At 44.1% G+C, this 15,611-nt stretch carries 12 protein-coding genes; 8 read left to right on the forward strand and 4 right to left on the reverse strand.

Annotated features, from left to right (window positions below):
• Positions 1 to 627 (forward strand): porin family protein, encoded by a 627-nt coding sequence (locus tag BacF7301_RS01320; RefSeq protein WP_022138548.1) that lies wholly within the window; start codon positions 1 to 3, stop codon positions 625 to 627.
• Between the two features lie 177 nt (positions 628 to 804).
• Here BacF7301_RS01320 and BacF7301_RS01325 read toward each other — a convergent pair whose 3' ends face one another.
• Genes BacF7301_RS01325 through BacF7301_RS01335 form a run of 3 tightly spaced genes read right to left on the reverse strand, consistent with a single transcriptional unit; the run spans position 805 to position 5,460 of the window.
• Positions 805 to 3,822, reverse strand: a complete 3,018-nt coding sequence (locus BacF7301_RS01325) for a serine hydrolase domain-containing protein (RefSeq protein ID WP_167959623.1) — start codon at positions 3,820 to 3,822, stop codon at positions 805 to 807.
• On the reverse strand, positions 3,819 to 4,649 hold the full coding sequence (locus BacF7301_RS01330; RefSeq protein ID WP_167959624.1) for a bifunctional metallophosphatase/5'-nucleotidase: 831 nt from the start codon (positions 4,647 to 4,649) through the stop codon (positions 3,819 to 3,821). The genes BacF7301_RS01325 and BacF7301_RS01330 overlap by 4 nt, the downstream gene beginning before the upstream one ends.
• Before the next feature lie 25 nt (positions 4,650 to 4,674).
• Positions 4,675 to 5,460: a 5'-nucleotidase C-terminal domain-containing protein gene (locus tag BacF7301_RS01335; RefSeq protein ID WP_167959625.1), complete on the reverse strand. Its 786-nt coding sequence runs from the start codon at positions 5,458 to 5,460 to the stop codon at positions 4,675 to 4,677.
• A gap of 156 nt (positions 5,461 to 5,616) precedes the next feature.
• Here BacF7301_RS01335 and rplS point away from each other — a divergent pair, with 156 nt between their 5' ends.
• Positions 5,617 to 5,970 (forward strand): 50S ribosomal protein L19, encoded by a 354-nt coding sequence (gene rplS, locus BacF7301_RS01340; RefSeq protein ID WP_167959626.1) that lies wholly within the window; start codon positions 5,617 to 5,619, stop codon positions 5,968 to 5,970.
• A gap of 287 nt (positions 5,971 to 6,257) precedes the next feature.
• Here the strand turns inward: rplS and BacF7301_RS01345 are convergent, their stop codons facing one another.
• Positions 6,258 to 7,238, reverse strand: a complete 981-nt coding sequence (locus BacF7301_RS01345) for an ROK family protein (RefSeq protein WP_167959627.1) — start codon at positions 7,236 to 7,238, stop codon at positions 6,258 to 6,260.
• A gap of 179 nt (positions 7,239 to 7,417) precedes the next feature.
• Here BacF7301_RS01345 and BacF7301_RS01350 point away from each other — a divergent pair, with 179 nt between their 5' ends.
• From BacF7301_RS01350 to BacF7301_RS01375, 6 genes are all read left to right on the forward strand, one after another.
• Positions 7,418 to 8,134, forward strand: a complete 717-nt coding sequence (locus tag BacF7301_RS01350; RefSeq protein ID WP_167959628.1) for an ABC transporter ATP-binding protein — start codon at positions 7,418 to 7,420, stop codon at positions 8,132 to 8,134.
• A 34-nt stretch (positions 8,135 to 8,168) separates the two neighbouring features.
• Positions 8,169 to 9,428 (forward strand): ABC transporter permease, encoded by a 1,260-nt coding sequence (locus tag BacF7301_RS01355; RefSeq protein ID WP_167959629.1) that lies wholly within the window; start codon positions 8,169 to 8,171, stop codon positions 9,426 to 9,428.
• Between the two features lie 4 nt (positions 9,429 to 9,432).
• Positions 9,433 to 10,674, forward strand: coding sequence for an ABC transporter permease (locus BacF7301_RS01360; RefSeq protein WP_167959630.1), 1,242 nt, complete (start codon positions 9,433 to 9,435; stop codon positions 10,672 to 10,674).
• Positions 10,675 to 10,797: 123 nt separating this feature from the next.
• The gene (locus tag BacF7301_RS01365; protein ID WP_167959631.1) at positions 10,798 to 11,898 is read left to right on the forward strand and encodes an efflux RND transporter periplasmic adaptor subunit; all 1,101 of its coding nucleotides are present in this window, start codon (positions 10,798 to 10,800) and stop codon (positions 11,896 to 11,898) included.
• A 9-nt stretch (positions 11,899 to 11,907) separates the two neighbouring features.
• Entirely contained in the window at positions 11,908 to 13,248 is a 1,341-nt protein-coding gene (locus tag BacF7301_RS01370) for a TolC family protein (protein WP_167959632.1), read from the forward strand.
• 347 nt (positions 13,249 to 13,595) lie between these two features.
• On the forward strand, positions 13,596 to 15,608 hold the full coding sequence (locus tag BacF7301_RS01375; RefSeq protein WP_167959633.1) for a tetratricopeptide repeat-containing sensor histidine kinase: 2,013 nt from the start codon (positions 13,596 to 13,598) through the stop codon (positions 15,606 to 15,608).
• Positions 15,609 to 15,611: the final 3 nt, after the last annotated feature.

Raw genomic sequence — 15,611 nt, forward strand, 5'->3', positions numbered from 1 at the left:
ATGAAAACAAGAAAAAATATATACTTCAAGGTGGTAGCCTTGGCGGCTATTGCCATCGCCTTCGCCATGCCGGCTAAGGCACAGTTATCAGACAATGGATATGCCAATATCGACTGGCAGTTCAATGCTCCGCTAAGCAATCATTTTGCCGACAAGGCAAGTGGCTGGGGTATGAACTTCGAAGGTGGTTATTTCGTAACTCCGAACATCGGTTTGGGACTTTTCCTCAACTACCACAGCAACCACGAATATGTAGGTCGTGAAACATTCAAAATGGCAAACGGTGATGTCACTACCGACCAGCAACATACTATTTTCCAGTTGCCTTTCGGTGCTGCTGCACGCTACCAATGGAACCGCGGCGGTTCTTTCCAACCTTATGTCAGCGCTAAACTCGGTGCTGAATATGCGAAAGTACGCTCTAACTTCAATATGCTTGAAGCAAGAGAAAACAGTTGGGGCTTCTATGCTTCTCCTGAAGTGGGTATCAACGTATTCCCTTGGGTGTACGGTCCGGGCTTGCACTTTGCTTTGTACTACAGCTATGGTACCAACAAGGCTGACGTACTGCATTACAGTGTAGACGGATTGAGCAACTTCGGCTTCCGCCTGGGTGTATCGTTCTAAAAAAGAATTGCAACTATCAGAATATTACGTTAATAATAAAAAAGTAAAAGGTGACTTTTTAATATAGCCGCCTTTTACTTTCTTTTTTTAAATATTTAGGCGCGGATTACGCGGATTTCACGGTTCCAATTAATTAGAAACCGTGTTATCCGTGTAATCCGTGCCTATTTTTCTTGCTTACTTTTTCTTCATCGCACCATAAATCGCTTCCTGTATCCGTTCACGAATATGCAGTTGGTTCAGCTTTCGGTTGGTGACATTGGGATAAATACGGTTGCTCAGAAAGACATAGACTAATTCGTTCACCGGGTCTGCCCAAGCACACGTACCGGTAAAGCCTGTATGACCGTAGGTTCCGGCAGGAGCTTCGGACGCGCAGTTTCCTTTCTTCGAGTCTTCCATATCCGGTTTATCAAATCCTAAACCACGACGGCTTATCTTCGACACTTCTGTCGTAAACAGTTGGCAGGTTTCTTTGCTCAGATAGCGTTGTCCGCCTATCTCTCCCCCATTCAGCAACATCTGATAGACACGCGCCACTTCTCGGGCAGTAGAGAAAAGTCCGGCATTTCCGGCAAGTCCGCCGAAGAAAGCGGAAGCCTCATCATGAACGAATCCCTGTAAAGTCTCTTTCCGTAAAAAACGGTCTTTGTTGGAAGGGACAATTTCTGATTTGGCGAAACGGCGCAAAGGCAGGTAGCCTGTACGTTCCAGCCCCATCGGTTCGTAAAATTCACGTTGCAAGTAGGCTTCCATAGGCATACCTGCCAGTTGCTCTACCAACATTCCCAACAGAATAAATCCTATATCGCTATATACGTAGCGTTTCTGTTTCAGCGGAGCTTCCACTATTTTTTCTTCTATCACTTTCCGGAAAGAACGGTTCAACCACAGGCTGTCGCAAATCTGAATTGTATAGTCGCCGGTTTTGACAGGAGAGATGTATTCGCTTTTAAACTTGAATTTCGGATTCGCCCATGTAGTTGTTCCAATCCGCACCGGATGCTGCGCATCTTTGCGTGCGCTGAACAACCTTCCATCGTAACTGTCCTTATCAATAACCTCTTGATAGAAAGGAAGCCAGGACGGCAGCCCGGACTGGTGGTACAGTATTTCCTGAATCGTTATATCTTTTTTATCAGTACGTTGCAGGAACGGCAGATAATCGGAAATCTTATCGGCCAGATTGAAACGTCCCTTATCGTAGAGTTTCATGACGGCAAGCAGAGTGCCCGTTGTCTTGGAGAGGGAAGCCAAGTCATAGATGTCCGTAGATTCGACACGGGGACTTCCTTTTCCAGTATAAGTGCCGAACGACTTATCAACCATGACATGCCCGTTTTTCAGGACTACTATCTGACAACCGGGATAGGCTCCCTGCTGAATACCGTCCAATGCAATGGTGTCAATCTTTTTAAGAAGAGCGGATGAAAGGCCGTATTCTTCCGGGATGAAGTGCAAAGGAGTTTTTGGCGTGATAGTCACTCCCGCACCTGTCGGGAATAATCCGCCCACGCTTGCTGATAATCGTCCGTCGGCAGTAGCTTTGGCAAATAAGATATCGGCTGTCTGACGCTGTACGTCGCTATTGTGGCTATGTCCCAGCACTACGGCAGAAGCGTGAGACACCGCACGGTGAATCTGCAACATCATTTTGCCAGGAGTGAAGAACAGGTAGATAGCCGGACTTTCGGGAGCGAACTTAGCAAAGAACGGGTGATAAGGAGACAGCCGCTGCTCGCTTACGGCTATGACTATTCGTTTATAAGTAGCCAGTGAATCACGCAATCGTTTATTTTCTTCTTCTGTCTGATTGGGACGGAGACGAAAACGCGCCAGTGATGTATAGCGGGACATTTGCTTAGCTAATGCTTCCGTTTCACCCGGTTTTCCCACTTCGAGCAGTGCAATCGTCTGCGCCTTGTCGGCATGAAGTGGCAGGATATGATTCTTATTGTTCAGAACTGTAATTGCCGCCTGGTTCAGCCGACGAATCAAATCACGTGCCTGAGGGCTGTTGACTCGCTGTTCCAGACCGGATAATTGTATGTGCGGCTTTTTCCTGAGTCCTAATACATATTTATAAGTCAGTACTTTACGACATTTATTTTCAATATCCTCTTTACTTAGTTCTCCTTTTTCAACGGCTTCGAGCACGGCAGGAACCTCTACTTTCAGATTGCGCGGAGCCAGTACCATATCATTGCCTGCTTTCAGTGCTTGCAAGCTGACATTGCCGTTGCCCGCTACTCCTTTCATGGCAAGTGCGTCGGTGAATATCAATCCTTTGAAAGCTAACTCGTCCGTCAGCAAATCGTACACGACATTGCGGGATAAGGAAGAAGGCAGTCCGCCTATCGGCTCGATAACAGGCACTTGCAGATGCCCCACCATCATGCCGCCCAGTCCGGCACGAATTGCTTTCTTAAAAGGGTAAAGTTCTACGCTGTCCAGGCGTTCGCGGGTGAAAGGAAGCACCGGAAGTGCTTTATGCGAATCGACATCAGTATCGCCATGACCGGGAAAATGTTTGCATACGGATAATACTCCCCCACCTTCCAGACCGGAAGCGTAAGCGATTACTTTGTCTGCTACCTGTATCGGGTCTTCTCCGAAGGAACGGGTGTTGATGACCGGATTCTTGGGATTGATATTCACATCCGCCACCGGAGCAAAATTGACCTGTACACCAATCTGCCGGCATTGACGGGCTACTTCACTCCCATATTCATAAATCAGTTGATTGTCACGGATACATCCCAGTACCATATTTCTCGGAAAAACAGGTGTTCCGCGCAAACGCATCGCCAAGCCCCATTCTCCGTCGAAGGTTATCATTATAGGTACTTTCGCCATTTTTTGCGCCCGGTTTGTCAAGTCGACCTGGGTTTGCATCTTTCCACCGGAGAAGAGAAGTCCGCCCACCTTATAGGTATCGACGGCTTCGCGCAGCAGTTCCAGGTTTCGCTTGGTATCTACCGGAGCAATGGTGTAGATAAATAACTGTCCCACCTTTTCTTTAAAGGAGAGTTTGTTCATCACCGAGTCTACCCAGTGACGGCAATCTTCATCCTGAAGAGCTTTATAAACTAGCAGTGGTTCGACAGTGGCAGTGTTAGTATTCTGAGCCGAACTTGTGACCTGTCCGGCTGAGAGTAGAAATAAAATCGCTAAAATTGAGGGAATTATCTTCATTTACGTTTCAAAGTCAAATCGAGACGACCTACACGCACACCGCTTTTGCCGGTATGCATGATGGACACCTCTTTTCCGTCCATATTCAAATAAGTTTTCGGGCCTTTCATAAAGGTATGTGAATGTCCGCCCAGAATCACGTCGATATTGCGTGTTTTCGCAACCAGGCGTTCGTCCATCTGAATACCCAGATGAGACAGGCATACTATTACGTCGCATCCTTTCTTTTTCAGCAAGGCTGCTATTTCATTCGATACTTCGATAGGGTTTTCATAAACGACTCCTTCGCATTTGTTTGCCTGAATCAGACCTTCGGGCTTAGCCCCCAAGCCGAATACGCCAATCTTCAAGCCATATTTTTCGAGGATTACATAAGGCTTTACGATGTCTTTCAAGGGAGTGGCGTCCAGGTTGTAGTTGGCACAAACGACCGGGAACTTCGCCATTTTGAAAAGGCGTGCCATATTATCCATGCCGAAATCAAATTCATGGTTGCCGATAGTCATGGCTTCGTAGCCCATTTCATTCATTAATTTCACTTCCACTTCTCCCTGGAACATATTATAATAAGGTGTACCTTGGGAAATATCTCCGCAATCGAACAACAGGACATTCTTATGTTCCTTGCGGAACTGGTCGAGGAAAGTAGCCCGGCGGACAAATCCGCCTTCATCGTAGTTGCGGTCACCTTTCTGGTTGATAGGTTCGATGCGGCTATGTACGTCGCTGGTCTGTAAAAGTATAAGCTCTTTGGTATCCTGCGCAAATAGGGAAAAAGCAAAGCTCAATGCAAGGCATAGCAGGAATGATATTTGAATTCTTTTCATATTCAATGTTTTTAGATTCTCCTTTTTATTTTATGGTAATGCGTCCATCCAGTTTGGAAGTAATCATTTTGCCTTCGGCAGTCTGCTTACGGACATAGTCGAGGAATAATCCGCGCAGGGTAGCGCCGTCCGGACATTCCCGTTTCTCCGCTTGCAGGAAAGCATCCATTCGCCCGTTGCCGTCTGCCAGATAGTCGATAGTGGCTACCGTATAGAGCTGGTTGTCGTCTACGGGTTTACCGCCGATTGTTGCATTCAGCAGTTCTCCTTTCTTCGTGATTTCCAAACGGATACCGCTCACTCCTTCTCCGCGCAAAGAAGCAATCGCTTTAAAAAGCCGTTTCATGTCCGAGCCTTTCATTGTCAGGATGCAAAGGGAGTTCTCAAAAGGAAGTATTTCAAAGATTTCACTTACAGTGATTTCACCTTTCGGCAGGATATTACGCAATCCGCCCATATTCACCAGTCCCATATCGGCAGGTTTCCCCAATGTCGGTGTGGCAGCCTGCTGCAAGACACTTGCAACGAGATTGGAAAGCAGACTTTCAGGCCCGCCCTTATCCATTTTCATTTCGCTGGTACCGATGACTTCATACATCATCCCGTCAACTTTATCCTTATAAGGTTTCAATACCTCGGTAGTTTTTTTGTCGGGATTAGCGTCCCAGGCAGAGTCAATCTTAATCATACTACCTTCTACTTTCGTCACTTGATAGTGAGCCGTAGCCTCTCGTGTCGTGCGGCAGGATGTGAACAGGATACCACCTGCCAATGCTGCCACAATCAGATACTTTACATAAGTCTGTTTCATGTTCGTTATTTTTATATATGCTACAAATATACAAAAAACATTTGGCTATCTGCCAAATAATTCGTTACTTTGCACCGCTTTCGCGCAATCGCTGTCAAGAGACGAGATACTTGGTATGTTGCGTTGTAACGATGAAACAATTTAATAATAACAACAATGGATTTAATTAAAATTGCAGAAGAAGCATTCGCTACCGGTAAACAGCACCCGAGCTTCAAAGCAGGAGACACTGTAACAGTAGCATATCGTATTATTGAAGGTAACAAAGAACGTGTACAGTTGTACCGTGGTGTTGTTATCAAAATCGCCGGTCATGGAGACAAGAAACGTTTTACTGTACGTAAAATGTCAGGTACTATCGGTGTAGAAAGAATTTTCCCAATCGAATCACCGGCTATCGACAGCATCGAAGTGAACAAGGTAGGTAAAGTTCGTCGCGCTAAATTGTACTACCTGCGTGCTCTTACTGGTAAGAAAGCTAGAATCAAAGAAAAAAGAGTTAATAACTAAGCGTTACTCTAAGATTCGAAATAAAAAAGGGAGCTTCATTCAATATGAAGTTCCCTTTTTTATTGGCTATTTAACCCCAGCGCTTTTACCTCACCGACCAAGGAGTTGTTCCTCGGTGAGAAACTGTTGTTTCCTCGGTGTGGAAACTGTTGTTTCTCGGTGCCGAAACTCATCTTCATCTCAAGCCCTTTATACAGTACACTACACCTTCTTCCGGCAGAGACAAAAAAAATCCCCGAAAGCAATAGCTCCCAGGGATTTTCATTACCTTTATTATAAAATTGATATTATTCCTTAATATCTTTCAGTTCCCAAGCCAAAGCACTGGCACCCAATACGGCAGCATCAGAGTCTTTCAGTTCGGAAACAAGTAATTTTGTTTTGCCTTTATAGATATTCAGCACGTTATCGTCGATTGACTTCAGAATCGGCTTCATGATATAATCACCCGATTTAGCCAAACCACCGAATAATACGATAGCTTCGGGGCTGGAGAACGCGATAGCATCTGCTAATGCCTCACCCAAAATGTTACCTGTAAATTCAAAGATTTCCTGTGCAAGTTTATCTCCTTGTACGGCTGCGTCATATACATCTTTTGAAGTGATGTTTTCTGCAGGAATGTTACGAAGTAAGCTGCCGTCTGTACGAGCAGCCAAGAATTCACGTGCAGTACGGGCTACACCGGTAGCCGAGCAGTAAGTTTCCAGACAACCTTTACGACCGCAACCGCAGATACGACCGTCACGACGAGCAATCACGTGACCTAATTCACCTGCAAAACCATCATGTCCATACACCATCTGACCGTTGATAACGATACCGCTACCTACACCGGTACCCAGTGTAATCATGATAAAGTCTTTCATACCACGGGCAGCACCGTAAGTCATTTCACCGATAGCGGCAGCATTAGCGTCGTTTGTCAAAGCAGTAGGGATGCCCAGTCTTTCTTCAAACATAGCAGCCAACGGAAGGATTCCTTTCCATGGCAAGTTCGGAGCAAATTCAATAGTTCCCGTATAGTAGTTACCATTCGGAGCACCGACACCGATACCTCTGATTTTATCAACACCACCATTAGCGATAATCAACGGTAGCAAGTTCTTGCAAACTTCGTCAGCATACTCTTCGGCAGTAGGATAACCGGCAGTTTTGATTGAGCTACTGGCAATAATAGTTCCGCGTGCGTCAACAATTCCAAAGACGGTGTTCGTTCCGCCGATGTCGATACCTACTACGTAGGGTCTTTCCATGTTTGAATTCATGATACTTTTATTTAAAAGGGTTAGTTAATCATTAAGTTTACTGCACACAAATTACGTAAAGAAGATTGAGTCTACAAAATGTTTTTCAAAAAAAGTTCACCCTCTTTGCAACTTTTCGTATCTTGCAGCCGTCTAATAGTAGAAAATCATAAGAAAACAGAAACTAAATAAAGGAAATTGTGATACAACTTACAAACGTCAACAAGACTTACAACAACGGAGCACCGCTCCATGTGCTCAAAGGCATCAATCTCAAAATAGAACGGGGCGAGTTTGTTTCCATCATGGGAGCGTCAGGTTCGGGCAAATCAACCTTACTTAATATATTAGGTATCCTTGATAATTACGATACCGGAGATTATTATCTGAATAATGTACTTATCAAAAATCTGAGCGAGACCAAAGCTGCCGAATACCGGAACCGTATGATAGGATTTATTTTCCAGTCATTCAACCTGATTTCCTTTAAAGATGCCGTAGAAAATGTAGCACTTCCTTTATTCTACCAGGGGGTAAGTCGCAAAAAGAGAAATGCACTTGCACTGGAATATCTCAACCGGCTGGGTTTGAAAGACTGGGCACATCATATGCCCAACGAAATGAGCGGCGGTCAGAAACAACGTGTAGCCATCGCACGTGCACTCATCACCCAGCCACAAATTATCCTGGCGGACGAACCGACCGGAGCATTGGACAGCAAGACGTCTGTGGAAGTGATGCAGATTCTGAAAGATTTGCACCGGATGGGTATGACAATTATAGTCGTCACCCATGAGAGTGGTGTTGCCAACCAAACAGACAAGATTATACATATCAAAGATGGCATTATCGAACGAATCGAGGATAACATCGACCACGACGCTTCTCCTTTCGGCAAGGACGGCATTATGAAATAAATCAAAATCCACCACCTACTATACAAACATTATCATGATTGATATTTGGCAAGAAATATACAGTACCATCAAACGTAACAAGCTGAGGACTTTTCTCACCGGATTTGCCGTAGCATGGGGTATCTTTATGCTTATCGTCCTGCTGGGTGCAGGCAACGGGCTGATTCATGCATTCGAAGAATCGGCTTCCGAGCGGGCTATGAACTCCATCAAGATTTTTCCGGGATGGACGAGCAAGTCTTATGATGGCCTGAAAGAAGGAAGACGGGTACAGTTGGACAATAAAGATGTGGACGCCACCGACCGTTATTTCCCCGACCATGTAATTAAAGCCGGAGCAACTGTCTGGCAAGGCGGAGTAAACCTCAGTTTCGGACAGGAGTATGTGAGTCTGAGCCTTTCCGGCGTATACCCCAATCATACGGAAGTGGAAGTTGTGAAACTCTTCAAAGGGCGTTTCATCAACGAGATTGACATTAAGGAACGGCGCAAAGTAATCGTACTTCACAAGAAAACAGCGGAAATCCTTTTCGATAAAACCCACACGGAGCCTATCGGACAGTTTGTGAATGCAGGCAATGTCGTGTATCAGGTAGTAGGGCTCTATAATGATAAGGGAGACAGCGGAGACAGCGATGCATATATTCCTTTTACCACCCTGCAAACGATTTATAATAAAGGAGATAAGCTGAATAACCTTATCATGACAACCAAAAATCTGGAGACAATAGAAGCGAATGAAGCATTCGAAGCTCATTATCGCAAGGTAATAGGAGCCAATCATCGTTTTGACCCGACCGACCACAGCGCTATCTGGATATGGAATCGTTTTACCAACTATTTGCAACAGCAGAAGGGCTCGGGTATGCTTCGCATAGCGATTTGGGTAATTGGTATCTTCACGTTGCTGAGCGGGATTGTCGGGGTTTCCAATATCATGCTGATTACCGTAAAAGAACGTACCCGCGAATTTGGTATCCGCAAGGCTCTGGGAGCCAAGCCTCTTTCTATCCTTTGGCTGATTATCGTAGAAAGTGTCACCATCACTACTATATTCGGATATATCGGCATGGTAGCCGGTATTGGGGTGACCGAATGGATGAACAATGCTTTCGGAAATCAGACTATGGATACCGGAATGTGGACAGAAACGGTTTTCCTGAATCCTACCGTCGATATAAGAATTGCCATACAGGCTACACTCACATTAGTAATAGCTGGTACGTTAGCCGGATTGTTCCCTGCCCGCAAAGCAGTCAGCATCCGACCGATCGAAGCACTTAGAGCAGATTAAGAGTATGAGAATAGACATGGATACCTGTGAGGAAATCCTCATAACCATCACAAGAAATAAAACAAGAAGTCTGCTGACCGCATTCGGTGTGTTTTGGGGAATTTTCATGCTTGTCGCCCTTATCGGCGGCGGGCAGGGATTGGAAGATATGATGAAAAAGAACTTTGAAGGATTCGCCACCAATTCCGGTTTCCTTGCTTCACAAAGAACGGGTGAGGCGTACAAAGGTTTCCGTAAAGGAAGATGGTGGGACTTGGAAGCTGTCGACATTGAACGCCTGCGTTCGCAAGTCAAAGATGTGGAAGTCATTACTCCTTCTATCGCCCGTTGGGGGTCGAAAGCCGTATATGAAGATAAAAAATATGATTGCAGCGTAAAAGGACTGTATCCCGACTACCTTCACATCGAATCACAGGAAATGGCTTATGGCAGATTTATCAATGATGTAGATATCAAGGAAGCGCGCAAAGTGTGTGTCATCGGAAAACGGGTTTATGAAAGTCTTTTCAAAGCAGGAGAAGACCCGTGCGGGAAATACATACGTGTAGACGGAATTTATTACCGGATCATCGGCATGTCTTCTTCCGAAGGGGATATGAACATACAGGGACGGGCTTCGGAAGCTGTCACCCTACCTTTCACCACCATGCAGCAAACGTACAACTTGGGCGGAAGAATTGATGTTATCTGTTTTACCGCAAAGCATGGAGTCAAAGTGTCTGACCTGCAACCGAAAATGGAAGAGATTATCAAAGCGGCACATTATATTGCTCCCAATGACAAACAGGCCGTCATGTACCTGAATGCGGAAGCTATGTTTTCCATGGTTGATAACTTATTTACGGGCATCAATATACTGGTCTGGATGGTCGGTTTGGGAACTTTGCTCGCCGGTGCTATCGGCGTATCGAATATCATGATGGTAACGGTGAAAGAGCGTACTACTGAGATTGGTATCCGCCGGGCTATCGGAGCACGACCGAGAGACATCATGCAGCAAATTCTCTCTGAGAGTATGGTGCTGACAACCATTGCGGGGATGTGTGGAATCTCCTTTGCCGTCATGATACTGCAACTGTTGGAAATGGGAGTAAACTCAGGCGGTAGTGACTCTCATTTTCAAGTCAGCTTCGGACTGGCAATCGGTACTTGTGCCTTGTTGATTGCACTAGGAATGCTGGCAGGACTGGCACCCGCTTATCGGGCTATGGCTATCAAGCCGATCGAGGCCATCCGCGACGAGTAGAGGGATTGGACGATTGGAAAATTTACGATTTACGATTGGAAAATCATTGTAAACCGGAAGTTGTTCAGATGTTCAGAAATGTGAGGGAGTTCAATTGTAAATAATAAAATCATAAATAAAATCATGAAAAAGTATCTGAAAATCGCATTATTGGTAATCATTGCCGTAATCCTTATTGGAACGTTCGTATTCCTGTATCAGAAATCGCAGCCTAAAATTACTGTTTATGAAACAGTGAAGGCGGAAATAACAGACTTGCAAAAGACTACCGTAGCTACCGGAAAGGTAGAACCGAGAGACGAAATCTTAATCAAGCCGCAAATTTCCGGTATCATCGACGAATTGTACAAAGAAGCAGGACAAAGCGTAAAGAAAGGTGAAGTGATTGCCAAAGTTAAAGTTATCCCCGAACTCGGGCAATTGAACTCGGCTGAAAGCCGTGTACGGTTGGCAGAGATTAATGCGGCACAGGCTGAGACTGACTTTAACCGTATTAAAAAGCTGTATGAGGATCAATTAATCAGCCGGGAAGAGTACGAGAAAAGTGAAGTTGCCGTAAAGCAGGCACGTGAAGAAAAACAGACTGCCAAAGATAATTTGGAAATCGTAAAGGAAGGAATTACCAAGAACAGCGCATCTTTCAGTAGTACCATGATTCGTTCTACGATTGACGGGTTGATACTGGATGTACCTGTAAAAGCGGGAAACTCGGTTATTATGAGTAATACTTTTAATGACGGAACGACTATCGCGACGGTAGCCAATATGAATGACCTGATTTTCCGTGGTAACATTGATGAAACCGAAGTAGGACGTATCCACGAACAAATGCCGATAAAACTTACAATCGGTGCTTTACAGAATCTGACTTTCAACGCTATTTTGGAATATATCTCTCCGAAAGGAGTAGAAACAAACGGAGCCAATCAGTTTGAAATCAAGGCGGCTATTTCCGTACCGGATTCCGTACAGATTCGTTCCGGTTACTCTGCCAATGCAGAAATCGTGCTGCAACGCGCCAATCAGGTATTGGCCGTGCCCGAAAGTACGATTGAATTTAGCGGAGACTCTACCTTTGTATATCTCATGACGGATTCCGTACCCCAACAAAAGTTCCAGCGCACGCAGGTGACTGCCGGCATGAGCGACGGTATCAAGATAGAAATAAAGAAAGGAATAACTGCACAGGACAAAATACGTGGCGCAGAGAAAAAAGACAAATAATAGACTTCTATGAAAACAATCCGTAAAACCATATCAGTGCTCCTGCTCTCAGGAATAGGAATAACTTCCATTCAGGCACAGGACAACAACTCGCCGCAAGCATGGACATTGCGGCAATGTATCGACTACGCCATCGAGCATAATATAGGGATTCGCAAATCCGCTAACGATGCCGAAATAAGTAAGGTAGATGTACATACTAGCAAGTGGGCACGTCTTCCGAATCTGAGTGGTAGTGCCAGTCAGAATTGGAGTTGGGGACGTACAGCTTCTCCGGTAGACAATTCATATAGTGATATTAACAGTGCTAACACGAGCCTTAGCTTAGGTACAAACATACCTATATTTACCGGTTTGCAATTATCCAACCAATATTCACTAGCCAAACTAGACTTGAAAGCAACTATTGAAGACCTCAACAAAGCCAAAGAAGATATTGCCATCAATGTCACCTCTGCCTATTTGCAGGTACTGTTCAACTTGGAATTAAGTAAAGTAGCTTATAATCAAGTAAATCTGAGCAAAGACCAACTGAAACGTATTCAGGGACTTTTCGGAGTAGGCAAAGCATCTCCGTCCGAAGTAGCTGAAGCACAAGCTCGTGTAGCACAAGATGAAATGACTGCCGTACAGTCTGACAATAAATACAAATTATCATTGCTGGATCTCAGCCAACTCTTGGAATTGCCGACACCGGAAGGATTCGTCCTTGAAAATCCAAAAGAAGAATTGGATTTTTCTCCTCTCACCCCACCGGATGATATTTATACACAGGCACTTGCCTACAAGCCAAGTATTAAATCCGCAGAATACAGGTTACAAGGTAGTATCAACAGTATCCGTATTGCCCAAAGCAGCTTCTACCCGCAGTTATCTTTCAGCGCCGGTCTGGGAAGTAATTATTATACAGTCAGCGGAAGATCGGAAGGAAGTTTCGGCAATCAGATGAAAAACAATCTGAATAAATATGTAGGATTCAATCTCAGTGTTCCGCTCTTCAACCGTTTTTCTACACGTAATAAAGTACGGACAGCCCGCTTACAGCAGAATAATCTTACACTGCAACTTGACAATGCTAAAAAAACGCTCTACAAGGAAATTCAACAATCTTGGTATAACGCTTTGGCTGCAGAAAGTAAATATAATTCCAGTGAAGTGGCAGTGAAAGCCAATGAAGAGTCTTTCCGCCTTATGAGTGAAAAGTTCAACAATGGTAAAGCTACATTTGTAGAATACAATGAATCAAAGTTGAACTTGACTAAAGCACTTTCCGACAGGCTGCAAGCCAAATATGATTATCTGTTCTGTACTAAAATCCTGGATTTCTATAAAGGACAGATTATAGAATAAGTCTCCACACACAATAAGACTGTGTCATCCGTGTATCTCAATCTCAAAACAGATACAAACGTTTGGCGCAGTCTTTTGTTATTTATTTCGGGCAAATATGAACCACGAGACACCTACCCTGCCGAATCCCCCCATTATTAACAGAAACCTTCCATATCACCTTTGTATATATAAAAATAAGCTGGAAAACGAACATTATTATTCACCGACTAAGCGTTAAATCCAGCCAAATAAGCAGCATTTCATTGTTTTCACAAACAACCGTCCGCATAAAAGACAAAATTTTAGTTTACTTTTGCAGTAAACAAATAGATAAGGGAATTCAAAACATGAAAAATAGCAAATCAATGAAGAACATGATAGTGGGAGGAATTTGTGCACTTTTATTTCTAGCATGTACTTCAGAACAAAAAAGAAATATAGAACCGACAGACAGGATAACAGTGGACAGCATTGTACTCTCACGAATCGATTCCATTTATACCCATCCACAAAAGATAAGAGAGCTATTCGCACACACACAACAGCACTTGACGGACAGCATAGCTTACTATAAACTTGAACTGTTTATCGGCTTTTGTCTATACTATGAAGGAAAGCCGGAAAGTATCCGGCCTATCCAACAGCGGGTTTTGAGCTTTTGTGAACGAACTCCGGAAGCGAAAGAATTGGAAGCCATGTGTTGGAATCATCATGCCATGCTCCTGCAGTTTGAAAGCAAAATAGATTCCGCACTGATTTGTTTGCATCACGCTTACGATGCCCTGCAATTTGCAAATAACCATGGCGAATTAATAAGCGTCTGTATCAATATCGCCGATATGTACAACATCAACGGCAATCTTCCTAAATCAGCCGACTTCTATCTAAAAGCACTCGCCGTAGCAGATTCACTCCATTCACCAAGAGAATATTTCTCTATATATACCGGGCTGGCGCAAACATACACCTACTTGAACAACTATCCACAAGCCGACCGTTATTTTCAACTCGCAGAGAAATCCATTGCCAGCGCACTGGCACAAGAACAGGTATTCTTCTATAACAATAAAGGCAACAGTCTCTATCTGCGGGAAGATTATAATGAATCGCTCAAATGCTTTCAGGAAGCCTATAAGATATCAAACAAATTCAAATACGATTATTTCAATATAAGTATCGAAATTAACATGGGGGAACTATACACCCTATTGGACCAACCGGATTCGGCACATTATTACCTGGATAAAGCTAACCTTGCCTTATCAAAAGCGCCTAATGGCAATCAAGACCAGATATTTTACCTGAACAGCCTATACGCAGGGCTGGCACTGAAAGAAAACAATCTTACCGCTGCCGACTACTATCTGTCAAAACCATGCACAACTTCCAGAGCAACCTCTATCCACCTGCACAACAAACGCCTGATGGATTATTACGCCCGGAAACGGAACTTTGAAAAAGCCTATCGATACCGGGAAATTGTGAACCAGTATGATGACTCCCTGCGAAATGCCCGCAACGTTGCCAACATCACCGAAATAAGCTATCGCTACAGCCAGGACACCACCCTGCTTAAACGAAACATTACCATAGCCAACAATGAGACACAAATTTCCCAACAACAAGGAGCTATCGTCCTATCCACCGCCCTGTTAGTCATTTCCGTACTTCTCGCATTCACCATCATCCTGCATATCCGCCGGAAAAGCGAACGCAAATACAACAAACAAATGGCAATGGTAGCAGAACTACGTATGGAGAATATCCGTAACCGCATCTCTCCACATTTTGTATTCAATGTTCTCAACGCTATCATGCCCACTTTCAAACAGTACTCTGAACTGGCACACCCATTACAATTACTAATTGAAGTGCTCCGTGGGAATCTGCTTGTCTCAGATAAAATCGCAGTAGAATTGGGAGAAGAAGTTGAACTTGTAAAAAAGTATGTCACACTGCGGAAAGAGACGAATCCTAATACAGCCAACGTGTTATGGGACATCGATAAGGATATTTCCACGAATACTTTAATTCCCTCCATGATTATCCAAATACCGGTAGAGAACTCACTCAAATATGCCTTTGATACAATAGAAAATGAAGACAATCAGGTTTCTATATTAATTTCCCAAACAGAAGACGGTTTATCAATCCGCATTGAGGACAACGGAAGCGGCTACCAACCCGGCACACATAAAGAATCCAAACGAGGCACAGGCAACGGACTAAAGGTTCTGTTCCGTACTATTGAATTACTAAACAGCAAAAACGAACAAAAAGCAACATTCGACATTCAAAACATTCAACCAAATAATTCCGGACAACACGGAACATTAGTCACCATTTTCATTCCATTCAACTATCAAATTAAATTTTAATAT

Origin of the sequence: Bacteroides faecium (assembly GCF_012113595.1) — a bacterium.
GTDB classification, from domain to species: Bacteria; Bacteroidota; Bacteroidia; order Bacteroidales; family Bacteroidaceae; genus Bacteroides; species Bacteroides faecium.